Annotated in this window: 21 protein-coding genes; 19 read left to right on the plus strand and 2 right to left on the minus strand. The window is 63.8% G+C overall.

Going from position 1 to position 18,531, the window contains the following annotated elements:
• Positions 1-12 precede the first annotated feature (12 nt).
• From AMA01_RS08810 to AMA01_RS08885, 16 genes are all read left to right on the plus strand, one after another.
• Positions 13-387: a RidA family protein gene (locus AMA01_RS08810; protein WP_067850101.1), complete on the plus strand. Its 375-nt coding sequence runs from the start codon at positions 13-15 to the stop codon at positions 385-387.
• A 137-nt stretch (positions 388-524) separates the two neighbouring features.
• Entirely contained in the window at positions 525-824 is a 300-nt protein-coding gene (gene spoVG / locus AMA01_RS08815) for a septation regulator SpoVG (protein WP_067850103.1), read from the plus strand.
• Between the two features lie 146 nt (positions 825-970).
• On the plus strand, positions 971-2,383 hold the full coding sequence (gene glmU / locus AMA01_RS08820; RefSeq protein ID WP_067850105.1) for a bifunctional UDP-N-acetylglucosamine diphosphorylase/glucosamine-1-phosphate N-acetyltransferase GlmU: 1,413 nt from the start codon (positions 971-973) through the stop codon (positions 2,381-2,383).
• Positions 2,373-3,317 (plus strand): ribose-phosphate diphosphokinase, encoded by a 945-nt coding sequence (locus AMA01_RS08825; protein WP_067850107.1) that lies wholly within the window; start codon positions 2,373-2,375, stop codon positions 3,315-3,317. Before glmU ends, AMA01_RS08825 begins: the two co-directional genes overlap by 11 nt.
• Before the next feature lie 13 nt (positions 3,318-3,330).
• On the plus strand, positions 3,331-3,906 hold the full coding sequence (gene pth / locus AMA01_RS08830) for an aminoacyl-tRNA hydrolase (RefSeq protein ID WP_067850109.1): 576 nt from the start codon (positions 3,331-3,333) through the stop codon (positions 3,904-3,906).
• Between the two features lie 93 nt (positions 3,907-3,999).
• Positions 4,000-4,239: an anti-sigma-F factor Fin gene (locus tag AMA01_RS08835; protein WP_012809625.1), complete on the plus strand. Its 240-nt coding sequence runs from the start codon at positions 4,000-4,002 to the stop codon at positions 4,237-4,239.
• Between the two features lie 34 nt (positions 4,240-4,273).
• Positions 4,274-7,825: a transcription-repair coupling factor gene (gene mfd, locus AMA01_RS08840; RefSeq protein WP_067850111.1), complete on the plus strand. Its 3,552-nt coding sequence runs from the start codon at positions 4,274-4,276 to the stop codon at positions 7,823-7,825.
• 116 nt (positions 7,826-7,941) lie between these two features.
• On the plus strand, positions 7,942-8,484 hold the full coding sequence (spoVT, locus tag AMA01_RS08845; protein ID WP_067850113.1) for a stage V sporulation protein T: 543 nt from the start codon (positions 7,942-7,944) through the stop codon (positions 8,482-8,484).
• Between the two features lie 333 nt (positions 8,485-8,817).
• On the plus strand, positions 8,818-10,299 hold the full coding sequence (gene mazG / locus AMA01_RS08850) for a nucleoside triphosphate pyrophosphohydrolase (RefSeq protein WP_067850115.1): 1,482 nt from the start codon (positions 8,818-8,820) through the stop codon (positions 10,297-10,299).
• 64 nt (positions 10,300-10,363) lie between these two features.
• Positions 10,364-10,636, plus strand: a complete 273-nt coding sequence (locus tag AMA01_RS08855; protein ID WP_008340720.1) for an HU family DNA-binding protein — start codon at positions 10,364-10,366, stop codon at positions 10,634-10,636.
• A gap of 3 nt (positions 10,637-10,639) precedes the next feature.
• The gene (locus tag AMA01_RS08860; protein ID WP_067850116.1) at positions 10,640-10,942 is read left to right on the plus strand and encodes an RNA-binding S4 domain-containing protein; all 303 of its coding nucleotides are present in this window, start codon (positions 10,640-10,642) and stop codon (positions 10,940-10,942) included.
• A gap of 169 nt (positions 10,943-11,111) precedes the next feature.
• Entirely contained in the window at positions 11,112-11,372 is a 261-nt protein-coding gene (locus tag AMA01_RS08865; protein WP_067850118.1) for a YabP/YqfC family sporulation protein, read from the plus strand.
• Positions 11,369-11,965 carry a spore cortex biosynthesis protein YabQ gene (gene yabQ, locus AMA01_RS08870; RefSeq protein WP_067850120.1) on the plus strand — a complete coding sequence of 199 codons (597 nt, stop codon included), beginning with the start codon at positions 11,369-11,371 and terminating at the stop codon, positions 11,963-11,965. The genes AMA01_RS08865 and yabQ overlap by 4 nt, the downstream gene beginning before the upstream one ends.
• A 61-nt stretch (positions 11,966-12,026) precedes the next feature.
• Positions 12,027-12,374, plus strand: a complete 348-nt coding sequence (locus AMA01_RS08875; protein ID WP_067850121.1) for an FtsB family cell division protein — start codon at positions 12,027-12,029, stop codon at positions 12,372-12,374.
• 147 nt (positions 12,375-12,521) lie between these two features.
• On the plus strand, positions 12,522-12,926 hold the full coding sequence (locus AMA01_RS08880) for a S1 domain-containing RNA-binding protein (RefSeq protein ID WP_067850123.1): 405 nt from the start codon (positions 12,522-12,524) through the stop codon (positions 12,924-12,926).
• A gap of 161 nt (positions 12,927-13,087) precedes the next feature.
• A complete protein-coding gene (locus AMA01_RS08885; RefSeq protein WP_067850124.1) occupies positions 13,088-13,288 on the plus strand; it encodes a hypothetical protein in 201 nt (66 codons plus the stop codon).
• Between the two features lie 79 nt (positions 13,289-13,367).
• Here AMA01_RS08885 and cmpA read toward each other — a convergent pair whose 3' ends face one another.
• Together cmpA and AMA01_RS08890 are read right to left on the minus strand one after the other, a co-directional pair.
• Positions 13,368-13,490, minus strand: coding sequence for a cortex morphogenetic protein CmpA (gene cmpA / locus AMA01_RS13835; protein ID WP_156468433.1), 123 nt, complete (start codon positions 13,488-13,490; stop codon positions 13,368-13,370).
• Between the two features lie 149 nt (positions 13,491-13,639).
• Positions 13,640-14,095 (minus strand): ComE operon protein 2, encoded by a 456-nt coding sequence (locus AMA01_RS08890; RefSeq protein WP_067850158.1) that lies wholly within the window; start codon positions 14,093-14,095, stop codon positions 13,640-13,642.
• Between the two features lie 138 nt (positions 14,096-14,233).
• On the opposite strand from AMA01_RS08890, the gene spoIIE reads away from it, so the two are divergent.
• The 3 genes from spoIIE (at position 14,234) to AMA01_RS08905 (ending at position 18,420) form a co-directional block, all read left to right on the plus strand.
• Entirely contained in the window at positions 14,234-16,699 is a 2,466-nt protein-coding gene (gene spoIIE, locus AMA01_RS08895) for a stage II sporulation protein E (protein ID WP_067850126.1), read from the plus strand.
• Positions 16,700-16,795: 96 nt separating this feature from the next.
• Positions 16,796-17,515, plus strand: coding sequence for a vWA domain-containing protein (locus AMA01_RS08900; RefSeq protein ID WP_067850128.1), 720 nt, complete (start codon positions 16,796-16,798; stop codon positions 17,513-17,515).
• Complete coding sequence (locus AMA01_RS08905; RefSeq protein WP_067850130.1) at positions 17,512-18,420, plus strand: protein kinase domain-containing protein; 909 nt, start codon at positions 17,512-17,514, stop codon at positions 18,418-18,420. The genes AMA01_RS08900 and AMA01_RS08905 overlap by 4 nt, the downstream gene beginning before the upstream one ends.
• The last annotated feature ends 111 nt before the right edge of the window (positions 18,421-18,531 follow it).

Below are 18,531 nucleotides of genomic sequence, written 5' to 3' on the forward strand. Positions count from 1 at the left end.
GAGGTCTTGTTGATGCAGATCATTCACACGGATCAGGCGCCGAAGGCCATCGGCCCGTATTCGCAGGCGGTCCAGGTGGACCGATTCGTCTACACCTCCGGCCAAATTCCGCTCACGCCCGAGGGCGAGATGGTCCAGGGCGGCGTGAAGGAGCAGGTGGAGCAGGTGTTCCGCAACCTCGACGCGGTGCTCACGGCTGCGGGCGCGCGGCGCAACCAGGTGGTGAAAGCGACCATCTTCATGACGGATCTCGCCGAGTTCCAGGTGGTCAACGAGGCGTGCGAGGCGTTTTTCGGCGATCACAAGCCCGCTCGCTCCACCGTGCAGGTGGCCGCGCTGCCCCGTGGAGCCAAGGTCGAGATCGAGCTCGTCGCGTTTCTCGGGTGAGCCGAGGCGGAAAACGGAGAACGAGGTCGAATTTTTGAAAAAATGATGACGATCGCTGCAGGAGTTTGCCACCCGGATGTTGAATTGGTCGTGCAAGACAGATGTGACCAATTCGCGACATCAGGGTGGTGAAGAGGGTGCAGATCACCGATGTAAGGCTTCGCCGGGTGGCGAGTGAAGGCCGCATGAAGGCGATCGCGTCCATTACCATCGACAGCGAGTTCGTCGTCCACGACATCCGCGTGATCGATGGCAATAACGGCATGTTTGTCGCGATGCCGAGCAAGAAAACGCCGGACGGAGAGTTTCGGGACATCGCGCATCCGATTTCGTCGTCCACGCGCCAGAAGATCCAGGAGGCGGTCCTCGCCGCGTATTATCGCGCGCAGGAGGCAGAGGTTGAAAACTCCCCGCCGATTCGCGACTCGGCCATGTGAAGCTTGTGTGAAAAGTCCCTGGCGAAAGTCAGGGCTTTTTTGTGATCGCGCGGCCGCGAAATTGAAATGCACCCCCCCATCGGGTACACTTTGTGGCGACAAGATTTGTGGGAGCGCACACATGGCGCGCTCGGAGGAGATATTGCATGGCGCAAACCGCTGTCGTGCTGGCCGCGGGGCACGGCACACGCATGAAATCAGAGACACACAAGGTGTTGCACCCGGTATGCGGCAAGCCGATGATTCATCACCTTCTGGATAGCCTCCGCGACGCGCGGATGGACCATGTCGTCGTCGTGGTTGGACAGCATCGGGAACAGGTGGAGGCGTCCATTCAAGGGCGCGCACAGGTTGCGGTTCAGGAGCAGCAGCTCGGTACGGCAGACGCTGTGCGAGCGGCGCTGCCGCTCATCACTTCCGATACAGAGACGGTTGTCGTGCTGTATGGCGACGCACCGCTCATTCGGCCGGAGACCATTGTGCACCTGATGCGGCTGCGCGAGGAGAACCGCGCAGCCTGTGTCGTGCTTGCGGCGGAAGTGACGAATCCGAAGGGCTTGGGCCGCGTCTTTCTGGACCCTCGCGGCCAGGTGGAGCGCATCGTCGAGGAGAAGGACGCGACGCCGGAAGAGCGCGCGCACAGGCTCATCAACACGGGCATCTACGCGTTTCGGCGCGACGCGCTGGAAGAGGCCCTTCGCGAGGTCAAGAACGACAACGCGCAGGGGGAATATTACCTGACGGACACGGCGCTCATCCTGTCCCGCCGAGGCGAGCGCGTCATCGCGCACATCGCGGAGGACGAGGACGAAATTGCGAGCGTGAACAACCGCGTGGAACTGGCGCGCGTGGAGGCCATCTGCAGGCAGCGCATTCTGACGCGCTGGATGATGGAAGGGGTCACGGTGGTGGATCCCGGCTCTACCTACATCGAGGCAGAGGTGGAACTCGCGCCGGACGTCACCTTGCTCCCCGGCACCATGCTCGCGGGCCGCACGCGAATATCGTCGGGAACAGTCATCGGACCGCACACGCGGCTGGTGGACACGGTCGTGCGGGAAGGCGCGCGCGTCCAGTACACGGTGGCGGTCGAGGCCGTGATCGGCGAAAATGCCGAGGTGGGGCCGTTCGCCTACCTGCGCCCGGGCGCGGAGATTGGGCAGCGGGTGAAGATCGGCGACTTCGTCGAGGTGAAAAACAGCCGCATCGGCGATGACACCAAGGTGAGTCACCTGGCATACGTGGGAGACGCCGAGATCGGCCGCAACGTCAACGTCGGGTGCGGGGCCATCACCGTGAATTATGACGGCGAGCGGAAGCACCGGACGGTTGTAGGTGACGACAGCTTCATCGGCTCAAACGTGAACCTGATTGCGCCGGTGACCATCGGCAAGGGCGCGTACGTCGTCGCGGGAACGACGGTGACGGACGACGTCGGCGACGACGGCTTCGCCATTGGCCGCGCGCCGCAGACCACCAAGCCGAATTACGTCCGGGCGTGGAAGGCCCGCAGGCAGAATCGGAATCCGGAGAAGGGCGGGAACCATTGTGGCCATTGACGCCGACTTGAAGCTCGTCACGGGAAATGCCAATCCCGCATTGGCGCAGGAGATTGCCGACTACATCGGGGTCCCGCTGGCGGACTGCCAAGTCGGGCGGTTTTCGGACGGCGAGGTCCGCATCCGCCTGGGCGAGAGCGTGCGCGGCGCAAACGTGTTCATCATTCAACCCACGAGCCAGCCGGTGAACGAGCACCTCATGGAACTCCTCATCCTGATGGACGCGGTCAAGCGCGCTTCGGCGCGCACCATCAACGTCGTGCTCCCGTACTATGGATACGCGCGGCAGGATCGCAAAGCCCGTGCGCGCGATCCTATCACGGCGAAGCTCGTCGCCAATCTGCTGCAGACGGCCGGCGCGAGCCGCGTCATCTCGATGGACCTGCACGCTGGCCAGATTCAGGGCTTCTTCGACATTCCGGTGGATCACCTCATCGGCATGCCCATCCTGGCGGATTACTTTCTGGACAAGCAAATTGACAACCCCGTGGTGGTCTCGCCCGACATGGGCGGCGTCACCAGGGCGCGCGCGTTTGCGGAGCGCCTGGGCGCCCCGCTCGCCATCATCGACAAGCGGCGGCCGGACGCGAACGTGGCGCAGGTGATGAACATCATCGGCGACATTGAGGGCAAGACGGCCATCCTGATTGACGACATGATCGACACGGCGGGGACCATCACCGCGGGCGCGGCGGAGCTTTTGAAGCGAGGCGCGCGCGGGGTGTACGCGTGTTGCATTCATCCCGTGCTCTCGGGCCAAGGCGTGGAGCGCCTGCGGGATTCCGCTGTCGAAGAGGTGGTCGTCACCAACACCATCGCGCTGCCCGAACACAAGCGGATCGACAAAATCAAGGTGCTGTCGGTGGCGGAACTCATCGCGGAGGCCATCATTCGCGTGCACACGCAGCGCTCCGTGAGCCAGCTGTTCGACTGAGGAGAGACGGACCTTGAAAGTCATCGTGGGGCTCGGAAATCCGGGGCGCGAGTACGAGCGCACCCGGCACAACGCCGGGTTCATGGCCATCGACATCTTGGCGGAGAAACTCGCGGCGCGCGTGGATCGGGCCGACTTCCATGCGCTCGTCGGCGACGCGCGCCACGCGGGCGAAAAGGTTCTGCTGGTGAAGCCGCACACGTATATGAACGTAAGCGGCCTTTGCGTGGGCGAGATCGTCCGCTACTATCGGGTCGATCCGGCCCAGGACCTGATGGTTCTGTACGACGATATGGACTTCCCGCCGGGCGTCGTGCGCCTGAAAGCGCAGGGGTCGGCCGGGGGGCACAACGGGATCAAGTCCATCATTGATTCGCTCGGCACGGAGAAGTTTGGGCGCGTCCGCATCGGCATCGGCCGGCCGCCGAAAGGAGCGCCGATCGTGCCGTACGTTCTGGGAGCGTTTTCGCGAGAGGAAGAGCCACACGTCCGCCAAGCGCTCGAGACGGCCGCGGAAGCCGCGCTGTTCGCCGTCGAGCGCGGCTTTGCCGAAGCCATGACGCGCTACAACGCGGCGGCCAGGGCCTGAGCCGCCGCGAGCGGCGGAGGTATGGGACGCGCATCGTCTCTCCATACTAAGGGGAGACCTGTCTGACATTCGTCTGACAAAGGGGCGATCCCGATGCGCTTCGAATACGTCTGCCGCTATTGCAGACAGAAAATTGGGGCGGTGGAGGCACCGCACTGGTCGCTCGGCGATGCGATGGAGCGGCTCGGTTTGCACCATCTCGAGCCGGATCACCAGTGGGACGTCATCCGCCCACGCGACAATCAGTTTGAGATCCAGACCGTTTGCGACGCCTGCGAGCAGGCCGTCGCGATGCATCCTGAGTTGCTCTTGGAAGGAAGTATCATACAATAAATCCAGGTACATGCGTGAGCTGGGAGGGGAAAAGGTGAAGGGTCTCGTCGAACTCATGGCCGCGGACGGGGCGCTTTCGTCATTGGCGGATGGGATGGGGCCGCGCCGAAACGACATGCTCATCACGGGCGTGACCGGCGCCGGGCGGCAGCTCGTGATGGCGGCCTTGTACCAGCTGCGCAATCGCCGTCTCCCAGAGTCGATGATTGTGGTGACGCACACAGCCAGTCACGCCCAGACCGTCTGGGAAGATTTGAAGGAGTATCTGCCGGACGCGCGGGTCTATCTGTATCCGGAGCGAGACAACGCGCTCGTCGACTACCTGGCGTCGTCGTCGGATGTCCTGGCGGATCGGCTGCACGTGCTTGAGGCCCTCGCGCAGGAGGGCCCTGTCGTCGTGGTCACCACGCTTCTCGCGGCCTGGCAACCGGTGACAAAAAGGCACCACTTTCTACACTCGCTGGTGAACCTCGCGGTAGGGGAGACCAAGCCCATCGACGATGTGGTGGCTCAGCTTGTGCGCGGCGGCTACGAGCGGGTCAATCTCGTCGAGAGCCGCGGCCAGTTCAGCGTGCGCGGCGGCATCCTCGACGTCTTCCCGCTGGGCCATGATCTCCCGTACCGCATCGAGTGGTTCGACACCGACATTGACTCCATCCGCACGTTCGATCCCGCCACGCAGCGATCCCAGGACAAGCGGGATCGCGTGTCGTTTGGCCCGGCGTTCGACCTGATGCTTCCGCAACCCGTTGCGGACATGGTGGCAGATGAACTTCAGATGCGTCTGGATGCCAGGCTGAAGACGGTGACGGATGCGACGCTTCGCGATCGGCTGGAACAGGCCATCTCCGCGGATATCCGGAAACTCCGCGATGGCCAGGCGTTCGCTGGTCTCGCCCGGTATCAGCTTCTGTTCCCGGATCACGCGGACACGCTGTTCGATCACGTCCCGCAGCCCGCATTCGTCTGCTTCGACGAGACGGCCCGCATCCTGGAGCGCGCGGACGTGCTCGAAAAGGAGTTTCGCGAGTGGCTGTCGGGCGCCATCATGCGGGGCGAGGTGCTCTCGGGCACGGTGGATGCCCTTCACTATGAGGCGAAGTTCCAGGAGTTGAACCGGGCCAAGGTGCATTTTTCCACGTTCGCCCACACGCGGGGAAGCCAGCGGTATCAGCAGGTCCTCAACATCTCGGCGCGCAGCATGCAGAATTTCCATGGGCAGATGAACGTGTTGAAGCAGGAGCTCGCGCGTTGGGAGAAGGCGCACACGCAGGTGATATTTGCGGCGGCGACCAAGGAGCGTGCGGATCACCTGGCGCGCGTCCTGGACGACTACCGCATTCAGGCGGACCAGGTGGAGGTGTTTACACCGGGGTCCAAGGTGCCGCAAATTGTCGTCGCCAACCTGTCGAGCGGGTTCGAATTGCCGATGCACCGCATGGCCGTGATCGTCGAGACCGAGGTGTTCACGGCAAAGCGCAGGCACCGCCAGACGCGCGCGCAGGTCTCGGATGCGGAGCGGATCAAGAGCTACCAGGAGCTGAATGTCGGCGACTACGTCGTGCACGTGAATCACGGCATTGGCCGCTACATGGGCATCAAGACGCTCGAGGTGGAGGGGCGCCGCAACGACTACCTGTACCTGAGCTACGCGGGTGGCGACAGCCTGTACGTGCCCGTGGATCAGATTGATCAAATCCAGCGTTACATTGGCTCGGGCGAACGGGAGCCAAAGCTGCACAGCCTGGGATCGAGCGAATGGCAGAAGACGAAGAACCGCGTCAAGAAGTCGGTGCGCGACATCGCCGGGGATCTCCTGAAGCTCTACGCGAAGCGCGAAGCGACGCCTGGCCACGCGTTCTCGCCCGACACGCCCTGGCAGGCGGACTTCGAGAACATGTTTCCGTACGAGGAGACGCCGGATCAGCTTCGCGCCATCGCGGAGATCAAGCGGGACATGGAGAAGGCGCGCCCGATGGATCGGCTCCTGTGCGGCGACGTGGGCTACGGCAAGACGGAGGTCGCCATGCGCGCGGCGTTCAAAGCGGTGATGGACGGGAAACAAGTCGCGGTGTTGGTGCCGACGACGGTCCTCGCGCAGCAGCACTACGAGACGTTCAAGGAGCGGTTCGCCGGCTTCCCGGTGAAAATCGAGATGCTGAGCCGCTTTCGCACGCGCAAGGAGACGCAGGAGGTGTTGAAGGGACTCAAGGAGGGGACCATCGACATCGTCATTGGCACGCACCGGCTTCTGCAGAGTTCCGTGCAGTTCAAGGACCTCGGGCTCCTGATTGTGGACGAAGAGCAGCGCTTCGGCGTGACGCACAAGGAGAAGCTGAAACAACTGCGCGCGAACGTGGATTGTCTGACGCTCACCGCGACGCCCATCCCGCGCACGCTCCACATGTCCATGCTCGGCGTGCGCGATCTCTCCATCATTGAGACGCCGCCCGAGAACCGGTTTCCGGTGCAGACGTACGTCGTGGAGTACAACGAGGGCCTTGTCAAGGAGGCCATTGAGCGCGAACTCGCCCGGGGCGGACAGGTGTACTTCGTCTACAACGACGTCCAGTCCATCCACCGCATGGCCGAGCGCGTGCAGTCGCTCGTGCCGGATGCCCGCGTGAGCGTGGCGCACGGTCAGATGGCCGAGGCGGAGCTCGAGCGCGTGATGCTCGACTTTCTAGAGGCGGAGTACGATGTGCTCATCACGACCACCATCATCGAGACGGGGCTCGACATTCCGAACGTGAACACCTTGATTGTGTACGACGCCGACAAGTTCGGCCTTTCTCAGCTCTATCAGCTGCGCGGCCGCGTCGGTCGATCCAACCGGATTGCGTACGCATATTTCACCTATCAACCGGCCAAGGTGCTGTCGGAGGTCGCGGAAAAGCGGCTGGCGGCCATCAAGGAGTTCACCGAACTCGGCAGCGGCTTCAAGATCGCCATGCGCGACCTGTCCATCCGCGGCGCGGGTAATTTGCTCGGGGCCGAGCAACACGGCTTCATCAACTCGGTGGGCTTCGACATGTACACGGAAATGTTGCAGCAGGCCATCCGCGAGCTGCGCGGCGAGCAGCTGGAGAGGCCCGTCGAACCGACCATCGATGTGCCTGTCGAAGCGTACATCCCAGACACCTATATTTCCGATCCGTCGCAGAAGGTGGCCATGTACAAGCGATTCCGGGCGATTCAGGCCGTGTCCGAGGCGGACGATCTCGAGGACGAGCTCATCGATCGCTACGGCGATCCGCCGCAGGAGGTGCGCAATCTGCTCGACGTGACGAGGCTCAAAAGCCTCGCGATGCACGCACACGCGGATCACATCGCGACGCAGGGAGCCGACACGACCGTGCGGTTCCCGAACGAGAAGCACGCGCCGGTCGATTATCCGAAGCTCCTGTCCATGGCGGTCAAGCACAAGGCGCAGGTCACCTCTCGGCCGAACGGCATGATCTTTGTGGTGTTCCGCACCAAGGGCGTGGCTGGAGACGAGATCGTCCGAAGGCTCATCGCCTTCTTGGCCGATTACCTGGAGATGGTGCGGCAATCCAAACAGCAGGAAGAGGTGGCGGGCGTCTGAGCCGTGCCGCGCTCAGCCCTCATGGGTTCGCTGGTGCATAGAGGATCTGGACGAGTCGCATAATACAGTCACGCCGGATTCCGTTGCACCAAACTTCATGAGGGTGAGGGATCTTTTTGAAAGCCACAGGCATCGTGCGGAGAATTGATGATCTCGGTCGCGTTGTGATTCCGAAGGAAATTCGACGGACGTTGCGCATTCGCGAAGGCGATCCCTTAGAGATATTCGTGGACCGCGATGGCGAGGTCATCCTGAAGAAGTATTCGCCCATCGGTGAACTCGGGGACTTTGCCAAGGAGTATGCGGATTCGCTCGCCGAAAACACGGGACACATCGCGATGATTGCGGACCGGGACGTGATCATCGCCGTGTCGGGAGCGCCGAAGAAGGAGTTTTTGGACAAGCCTGTGAGCGAAGACATCGAACAGGCCATGGAAGATCGCAAGACGGTGCACGATTCGACGGCGGGGGAGTACGCCATCGTGCGGGATCGCCCGGAGCGGTTCGGCGCGCGCGTCGTCGCACCCATCATCGCCGCGGGCGATCCGATTGGCGCGGTCATCCTCGCCACCCGCGAAGAGGGCGTGCGGATGGGGGAGACCGAGGTCAAGTTGGCGGAAACGGCCGCCGGGTTCTTGGGGAAACAGATGGAGCAATGAGCAATCTCCGTCCATAAAATACCATATGTGCATGGGGTGTGCAAGTGAGATTCGGACGGATGAGTGCCAGCGGCGCATGTCAGAACCGACCACCGCGCATCGCCATCGGGCCTCCCGCGCTGGGGAAACAGAGACCAGCGGGAGGCCGTTTTGTGTGCACAGGCAGTGTGCAGTATCATGTGGGAAATGTGGATTTGGACCAACTGGACCGAGGCGGCTTGCGGGACGCATTGGAACGCCGCATCGCCAAATGCGTGGTCTCCATCCCGAGGACCTCGAATGCCTGAAGCGCGAGCAGCATTGAAGCGGTTTTGCGATGGAGGGATACGTGCGTTGAGCATCCTGCACATTGTCGGATTGGGCCCCGGAGATCCAGACAGCATTCCGCTCGGCTCGTACGAGATCATGCGGCGCGGCTGGCCCGTGGTGCTTCGCACGCGCGAGCACCCCGCCGTGAAGAGGCTCGAGGAAATGGGCGTCACCTATCAGACGTGTGATGATCTTTACGACGCGTGCGACACGTTTGAGGCCGTCTACGAGGCGATTGTCGCGCGACTGCTCCACCTCGCAGAGGGCCATCCGCACGTCGTCTACGCGGTTCCGGGCCATCCTCTCGTGGCCGAGCGCGCGGTCCAGATCCTGTTGGCGCAGTCGCACCCGGGTGTGGAGGTCGAGGTGGGCCCGGGCCAGAGTTTTCTCGATCTCGCCGTGGCAAGGCTCGGAATCGATCCGGTGGAGGGACTCCTGCTCCTCGACGGCCTCGCGCTTCGGCACGATCAACTCAACCCGCGCCTGCACACCTTCGTCGCCCAGGTGTATGATCGCGCCGTGGCGAGCGAGGTGAAACTCACCTTGATGGAGCTCTACCCGGACGAGTACGAGGTCGTGGTGGTGCGCGCGGCCGGCGTTCACGGAGAAGAGCGGATGGAGCGCGTGGCGCTGTACGAGATCGACCGCCTTCCGTGGATCGATCACCTCACGACCCTGTACGTGCCGCCAGCCAGGGACGCGGCCGTGTTGTACCGGGACCTGCACGAGGCCCCACGCATTGTCGAGGTGCTGCGCGGGCCAAACGGTTGTCCGTGGGATCGGAAGCAGACGCACGCGTCGCTGCGCAAGTACGTCGTCGAGGAGGCGTACGAGGTCGCGGAGGCCATCGACGAGGGCGATGCAGATCACCTCGCGGAAGAGTTGGGGGATCTCCTGCTGCAGATTCTTCTGCACGCGCGCATCGCGGAGGAAGCGGGCGAGTTCTCGCTGCGCGATGTGTTCGCGGGGCTTGCTGCGAAGCTGGTCCGCCGCCACCCACACGTGTTCGGGGATGAGGTGGCGAAGACGGCAGACGACGTCCGCGGCATTTGGGAGCAGGTAAAACAGGAGGAGCGTAGAAATGAAGAGCGTGAAGAGAGCGTTTTGTCAGGCGTGAAGCTCTCCGGGCCAGCGCTCGCCGTGGCGCAGGCGGTCCAGAAGGCGGCGGCCAAGGTCGGGTTTGACTGGGCCAACGAGGCCGACGTATGGCAGAAGGTCAAAGAGGAAATGAATGAACTTGACATCGAGCGAGGTCGGGAGCCGCGGGATGTGGCCAAGCTCGCAGCGGAAGCCGGGGATGTCCTGTTTGCCGTCGTCAACCTCTGCCGGTTTCTCGATCTCGACGCCGAGGCCGTCCTGGCGCAGGCGACGCGCAAATTCGCCCGCCGATTCCGGTACGTGGAGCAACGGATGCGCTCAGATGGAGGATCGTGGGAAACCGCGTCGCCAGAAACGCTCGACGCGTACTGGAATGAGGCAAAAATCGCATTTTCGCAGTCGAACTAGCAGGATTCCTGGCGAGAAGAACGAATAACATTCCCGACATTCCCACGAAAGGGGTATCGCACGCGTGAATAAGATGGAACTCATCAACCGTGTCGCGGAAAAGACCAACTTGAAGAAGAAGGACGCGGAGAGTGCGGTCAACGCCGTGTTCGAGATCATCGAGGAGGCCCTCGCCAACGGCGAGAAGGTGCAGATCATCGGCTTCGGCACGTTTGAGACGCGTTCTCGGGCTGCGCGCTCCGGCCGCAATCCGCAGACGGGCGAAGTCATCGAGATCCCGGCTTCCACGGTGCCTGCGTTCAAACCGGGCAACAAGCTCAAGGAAGTCACGCGCTGAACCTTGCGACTCGATAAGTTTCTCAAGGTGTCCCGCTTGATCAAGCGCCGCACACTGGCGAAGAAGATCTGCGATGCCGGGCGCGTAGATGTCAACGGACGCCCCGGCAAAGCGGCGACGGACGTCGCCGTGGGGGACGAGATCGTCATCCACTACGGCAACAAGACCGTGACGGTTGTCGTCCGGCGCCTCGCGGAGAATCCGCGGCGGGACGAGGCGGCCTCTCTTTACGACATGGTCCGCGTGGAACCGCGCGCGGGCGACGTCGACGAAGAGTTTGTCGACGACGAAGCGGAAACTCCATAAGCCCGGTTCGGGACCGGCCCGTGCGGCCGGTCTTTTACTGTTCCCAAGGACGCGGCCGCCCGCCTGTTCGGGCCGGCGTTCCGGGCCTGCGCGGTTCGCGCGTTCCCTCGGTCTACATGTCCACCCTCCGTCATACACTCGGAGCGACAGGATGGTTGGAGGTGTCGGCATGGATCCGGCCGAGGGACACGATGTGCACATCCTCGCCAGGCGGGAGATCGAGGTGACAGGGGTTGAGCGCCTTGAGCGGTTCGACGCGGAGGCCTTCGTGATCTCGACGCGGGCGGGCGAGCTTTGTGTCGAGGGCCGCGCCCTCGCCATCAAGGCGTTCGATCGGCAGGCGGGGATCATTCGCATCGAGGGCGACATTGGTGCCCTGATTTACGGGGATCATCGCCGCGCAGCGCGGTGGGGGCGGCTTCGGCCATGAGCGCGGGGCAGAACGTGGCCTATGTGCTGTGGATGATCGCCTCGGGCGCGGCGATGGGCGCGGTGTTCGACTGGTACAACACCATCTCGGGCGGCTTCCGCTGGCTGCGGCGCCTACGGCCGTTGTGCGATCTCGCCTTTTGGACGGCATCCGCCTTCTTGGTGTATCTGCTCACGTTTCGCACCATCGACGGCGAATTCCGCTTATGGACGCTGGTGCTGCTCGCGGTGGGATACGGGCTGTACCGCCTGACACTCAGGCGGCGGGTGATGCGGAGCGCGTTCGCGGTCGTGGCGGTCATCCGCTTCATCGTGCGAATTGTGCGCCGCGCGTTGGAGATGGTGGTGGTATGGCCGCTCAGGCTGTTGGCACGCCTCGCCCTGGGCGTCGGGCGCGCGCTGTATCGAGCGGGGATCGTGGTGGAAAACGGCCTGTGCCGCATGGTCGCCATCCTCTTCGCCGTCGTCACATTCCCCGTTCGCCGCTACGTTCGTCGAGACGCCGCATGGCGAAAAAAACTAGTCGCCTGGCAAGAGGATTTCTGGCAGCGCGCGTCGAATTGGTTGATTCAAAGCCGCAAGTCGGCACGTTGACGCCTTCACTGGGGCGCCGGCGCGCACAGCGCGGTCAGTTCTCACAGAGGAGCGTTTCGCCATGCGAGCAGTCGAATCACGCCCGCTGACCAGCGTCAGGCAAGAGCCTCATCGGCAGCGCCGGAACTTCCCTGTGCGCATCCGATACGTGGCTGCGCTCGTCATCTGTGCGTGGGCGTTCTTTTACTTCTGGCATGCGGAACGTCCCCAATTGCGCCAACTGGCGGCGGAGAACGCCAAACTGGAGCGACAACTGACTTCGCTCCAGGCCGAGCAGCGCACGTTGCAGACACAGAAGCAACAATTGAACAATCCGGCGTACATTGAAAAGTACGCGACGGAGCATCAGAACCTCGTGATGCCCAACACCGTGCCGTTCGATCTGCAGTCGCCGTCAAAGTCTCACTGAGGTCGCGGACGTGGGTGAGTCGAAAGGGCGCAAGGCGGATATCCTACGGATGAGCGGAGGTGGCCACCGGGGCTTCACGCCGTATGTCAGGCAAGCCGTTCATCGGATTCTTTTCGTTCAAGCGGACAGGGAGGAACAGGCAACTTTATGGCCATTGAGGTCGGGAGCAAAGTGACGGGCAAAGTGACGGGAATCACGCGGTTTGGCGCATTTGTCACGTTGCCCGAAGGCGAGACGGGTTTGGTGCACATCTCCGAGATCTCGGACGACTACGTCCGCGACGTCAACGATTACCTGAAGGTGAACGATGAGGTCACCGTCAAGGTGCTGAGCGTCAGCGGAGATGGGAAAATTGCCCTGTCCATTCGCCAGGCCAACGAATCGTCGTCTGGCCGCACGCACCGCGGAGGATCGCGAGGGGGTCAGCGCCAGGAGCGGCGCCAGGGATTCGAACAGATCATGAATCGATTTCTCAAAGACAGCGAAGAGCGCCTTGCACAGCTCCGGCGGAGCGAGGCGAAGCGGGGTGGCCGCGGCGGTCGTCGCGGCTGATATCGAACCGCGTTCGCACCTCTTTGCGGCGAGGCACACTTCGCGAGAAAATCGTGAAAAAAGCACCGGGTTCTGCGAAGGGCCCGGTGTTTTCGCGTCATAAGATGCATCGCTTTCATCACATCGCTGCCGCGCGGCGAACGCCTGAGAGGAGAAGTTTCGTGCAGGAAGACACCTACTACCTCGAGTACGAGCTTGACGACGGCACGCGGCTCTTTCTCGCCTTCGACAACGAGAACGACCGCGACGGTTGCCACATCTCACTCGATATGTACAAGGCCCAGCTCGGCCCCATCACGCAGGAGGTGCTGGACCGCATTCTGGGCAAATTCAACGGGCGGATCGCCGGCTTTCCGGGCTAAGGCGCGTTCCGCTTCAGATGCCGCACCGGCGCGCCGGGGTCGCGGCGGAGGGCCGGGCCAGCAATTTTCATGGCTCCCCTCACGGCTCCGCTTTCACATCCGACCGGCGATATCGATAGTACGCTTCGTTCAGCATCACGATGGCCTTGCGATCGCGATTGAGGAACGCTCTCCTGAGTTGACTCCGAAGCCATTCCGGCATTCCACATCACCTCGCTCGTCGCCAGTTGTATGTAGTGTACGCGGCGGGGACACAAATGGCGCCCAGAAATCTCGCGCTTCGAAGGCTCCGCTTCGGCTCAAAGCGCGAACGGGGCCGATCCACGCGTCACGCCTGCACCGCACACCGCCCTACACCAGAAGATCCAACCGGCTTCGCACTTGTTCGACAACCACGCCCGCCTTCGACAGCAGTTCCATCGCGTACGGGTCCGGCCGATACTCGAACTCGTAAAACACACGCCGGATCCCGGCCTGAATCAGGCTCTTCGTGCACGTCAGGCAGGGCGTGTGCGTCACATACAGATCCGCGCCTTCCGCCGCAATGCCAAATCGCGCGCACTGCAACAGCGCGTTCTGCTCCGCGTGAATCGCCCGCACGCAGTGGCCATCCACCACCTTGCAGCCCACGTCCACGCAGTGCTCGTCCCCGTGGATGCTGCCGTTGTATCCGCTGGCAATGATCCGCTTGTCCCGCACCAACACGCACCCCACCTGCAGTCTCGTGCAGGTCGATCTCGCCGCCATCACCCGCGCCTGCGACGCGAAGAAGCTGTGCCAGTCCATCCGCTCTCGCTTCATCTCCATGTCGATCACGCCCTCTCCGTGCCGAACGATGTCCAGAATTCTCGAAAACTTTCCCGCTGTTGCAGACGCCATTTGACAAAATCTGCAGTTCTGCCTGCCCTATAATGGCCATACACATGGATGAAAGGGGACGGATGTATGGTCGGAAAGCGAATCAGGGGCGGGCCGAACACTTCACACCTCAAGGCGAACCGGGCGGCCCGCGCGCAGGCTGCCTCTCGCTGGACCCTTCGGGCGTGGCGCCGCGCCCTGCTCATCGGCGCGCTCGCATTTCTCCTCGGCCGCGCCTCCATCGATCACGCCGTGGCGCCGTTTGCCCTCGCCTATTACGCGGTCGTCATGGCGCTTGCGGGCGAGCGCCGCGCGTGGCCCGCGTATGCCGGTATCCTCGGCGCGTTCACAGCGGGCGTCGACGGAGGTCTCGAACTCGCCGCGGCCATCGTGTTGTACAAGCTCGTGCACCGGATGATCTTCCGCCGCAAGACCGCGGACATCATCTGGGCGCCTGTCCTCGCTGGCGCCGTGGGCTTCGTGGTTCACCTCGCCACGTTTGGGACAAGCCTCACGTTCGCCGAGGCGCTGCTCGCCTTCAGTCAGGGCGCCCTCGTCACCATCTTAGCGCTCATCTTCCTGCAGTGCATTCACCTCTTCCTCGGCCAGGAGCTCACGCGCACGCTGCGCTACGAGCAGGTGATGAGCGTCGTCATCCTCATCGCCTCCGTCATCATGGGCTTCGACGGGCTCGCCATCCACGGCGTTCCGCTCGCGCTCTTGGCCATCGACTGGATTGTGCTCGTGCTCTCCGTCACCGGCATTGGGCCCGCCGTGTCCGGGGCCGTCGCCATCAGCATGCTGTCGCTCTTGAGCCACCAGGCATCGCTCATGGAGGTGGCGGTCCTCGGCTTTATCGCGCTCATCTGCGGCCTGATGCGCGACGCCAACCGGTTTGCCGTGGCCGCCACCTTCGTCGCCGGGGTCGGCGTGCTCACGCTCGCCTACGCCCACGCCTATGCGCCCCTCCTCGTGCAGATGACGGCCGCCGGCGCCGCGTCGGTGCTGTACCTCCTGACGCCCCGGAGTCTCTTTGCCGAGCTTCGCTCCTTCGTGCCCGGGACGCCTGAACATTCCGCCGACGAGCGCACGCGCGCCGAGCGGGTGCACGCGCTCATGACCGAGAAGATCCACGAGGTCAGCCAGATCTTCGAGGAGCTCGCCGACACCTTCTCCGACGTGAGCGGCAACGACTACCTCTTGATGCGCGATCTCGTCACGCAGACCATCCAGAAGACCCGCGACAGCGTCTGTTCGCTCTGCCCGCGCCAGACCCTCTGCTGGGGGCGCGAGATGCTGCAGACCTACAACGCCATGAAGCACACCCTGACCCAGATTGAGTCCGCCAACGGCCGCCGCGCCGCGCCCACGCCGGAACTCAGGGATCGCTGCATTCGCCTCGATCCGATGATGAGCACGCTGCGCTACAACCTCGATCTCACGCACCGCGACTACAAGTGGCTGAAAAAGATGATGGAAGAGAGAAAGCTCGTGGCGCATCAGCTGGCGGGGGTGGCGGATGTCGTCCGGGCCATCGCGAAGGAGCTCGAGATGGAGCAGAAGACGCTCCTGTCGGATCGCGAGAAGATTGTGAGCGCGCTTGAGGAGCTCGGGCTCTACGTGGACGACGTCCGCATCGTAAGCCTCGAGCCGGGTCGCGTGGAAATTGAGGTGGTGCAGCCGTCCGAGAGCGCGCACGAGACGTCTGCGCGCATGATTGCGCCCCTTCTGTCGGGCATCCTCGGCGAGCACATCACCGTCGCCAAGCTCTCCGTGCCGCCGCACGGCGGACCCTGCACGGCGACCTTCGCCTCGGCGCGCCAGTATCAGGTGCATGCCGCGGCCATGGCCATCGCGAAGGACGGCCGCCCCGTCTCCGGCGATACCCACACGGCGGTCGATCTCGGCAACGGCCGCTATGCCCTCGCCATTTCCGACGGCATGGGCAACGGCGAGCGCGCGAAGCAGGAGTCGAAGTCGGCCATCGACCTCCTGAAGCGGCTCATGAAGGCAGGATTCGACGAAAAGCTCGCCGTGCGGACCATCAACTCCGCGCTCGTGCTGCGCTCGCGCGAGGAAATGTTCACCACGCTCGACATGGCCGTGATCGACCTGTTCCACGCCAAGTGCGAGTTTCTGAAGGTTGGCTCCGCGCCGAGCTACATCAAGCGGGGGCAGGAGGTCATCAAGGTCACCGGCAACAGCGTGCCCATCGGTATCCTCGAGGAGATCGAGGTGCAGACCATCGAAGTCCAGCTCCTGCCGGGCGACGTGCTCATCCTCGTCTCGGACGGTATCTACGACGCGGCACCGGAAGGCGCGGACACGGACGACTGGGTGCAGGCGGCGCTCGCCCAGATCCGCTCGACAGATCCGCAGGCCCTCGTGGACGAGCTCGTGGAGATGGCGGTCGAGGCTTCGCACGGCAAGGTGCGCGACGACATGACCGCGGTGGCGGCCGTGATCGAGCGGTATCAGGAGCAGTGGGCGGCCATCCGGCTCCCGAACGTCCCGAGTCTCCGGTCCGCCGAGCGCAAGCGCCGCATGGCTTGAAGGCGGCCCGCAACGGATTCTATCAAGCTTTTGGGAATGAAACGGTTCCACCTCGGCGATACTGGCGACTAGCAAGTTTCGCGGAGGTGGATTGTTTTGTCCAGGGAAGCGACCATCCGGCAGATCCTCGTCATCACCGACGGCTGTTCCAACATCGGGCCCGATCCCGTCGAGGCCGCGCGCCGCGCGCATCGGCACGGCATCGTCGTCAACGTCATCGGCATCGTGGGGCGCGGCGACGCGGGCGAGCAGGGGTATCACGAGGCGCACTCCATCGCGGACGCGGGTGGGGGCATGTGCCGCATCGTGCAGCCTGCGGACATCTCGGCCACCGCGCAGATGATGACGCATCAGACCATGCAGATGACGCTTCAGCAGGTGGTCAACCAGGAACTCCTCGCCGTCATGGGCAAGTCGACGGAGGATTTGCCGCCCGCCGAGCGCGCCCGCGTCATGCAGGTGGTGGAAAAGCTCGAGGACGAGGTGGCGCTCCATCTCGTCGTCTGCCTCGACACGAGCGCGAGCATGCGCGAAAAGATCCCGACCGTGCGCGAGGCGGTGCGCGATCTCGCCCTGTCGCTCAAAGTGCGCTCCGGCCCCCTGGCGGTGAGTGTCATCGCGTTCCCCGGCAAGGGCGAGGAGGCGACGCGGCTCGTCCAGCCCTTCTCCTCCGAGGTGAACGTCGCGGCGCTCGAGGCCGAGCTCGTGGCGCGCGGCGGCACGCCGACCGGCCCAGCCATCGATCACGCCGCCGATCTTCTCCTCTCGAACGCGCGCAACGTGGACGAGGACGCCCCGCGGCGTGAGTTCGGATGACCGGTCCTGCCCGCCCGCTCGCGCCCGGCACGTGGGTGGAGGGCAAGTGGACGCACCGGCGCTGGCGCATCCGCGGCGTCCTCGGCACAGGCGCGAACGGGATTGTCTACGCGGTGGAGCGGGACGACGGGCTCCCCGGGGCCATGAAGGTGTGCGAGACAGCGGGCCAGGTGGCGTTCGAGTGGTCGCTTTTGAACCTCGTGCGAGGGCCGGGATCGCCGTTTCCAGCGCCGCAGCAGATCGACGACTCCAATCGCGCCGGCGCCCGCTTCTTTTACGTCATGGAGCGCATTTCCGGCAAGCCGCTCGACAAAGTCTGGCCGGCGCTTGCGCCCGCCACGCGCAAACAGGTCATGATTCGCATCGTCGAAGGGCTCGCCAAGCTGCACGCCACCGGCCATGCGTTCTGCGACGTCAAGCCGCAGAACGTGCTCGTCCAGGAGGCCAGCGGCGAGGTGCGCTTCGTCGATCCCGGCGGCGTGACGCCGTTTGGCAAAGCCGTCCGCCAGTTCACGCCGACAACCGACGGCGCCTTCTTCGGGCTGTGCGACAGGCGCGCCGGCGCGGCGTACGACGTCTTCGCCGTGGCGCTCATGGCCGTATCGCTCGACGCGCCGTCGCCCGCGAATCTGTACGATCTCCCGCCCGAGAAGCGGCGCGAATGGCTCCTGCGCGCGGTGGCGGATCAGGTGGACGGGGCGTGGCGACCCGTGTGGAACCGCGTGCTGCGCCGGGAGATTCGGGACGCCGACGCGCTTCGCGCCGCCATCGCGGAGGTGCGCGTGAAGGTGGAGCAGGCGAGGGCGGGGCAGCGCGATTGGACGGCCGCGTTCATGTGGGCGAGCGTCGCGAGCGCCGTGATCACCACCGCCTGCGCCTGGGCGCTCTACCTCCGCATCATCTGAGCCAACGGTTTCAGCGGCTTCGATGGGCGGCCCCACTTTGCTACAATGAAGGGAGCAAGGGCACGTCCACGCGGGACGAAGCGCGGGCGGTCCACACGGGAAACGGCGGGA

This window comes from Alicyclobacillus mali NBRC 102425 (assembly GCF_001570745.1).
In the GTDB taxonomy this organism is placed as follows: domain Bacteria; phylum Bacillota; class Bacilli; order Alicyclobacillales; family Alicyclobacillaceae; genus Alicyclobacillus; species Alicyclobacillus mali.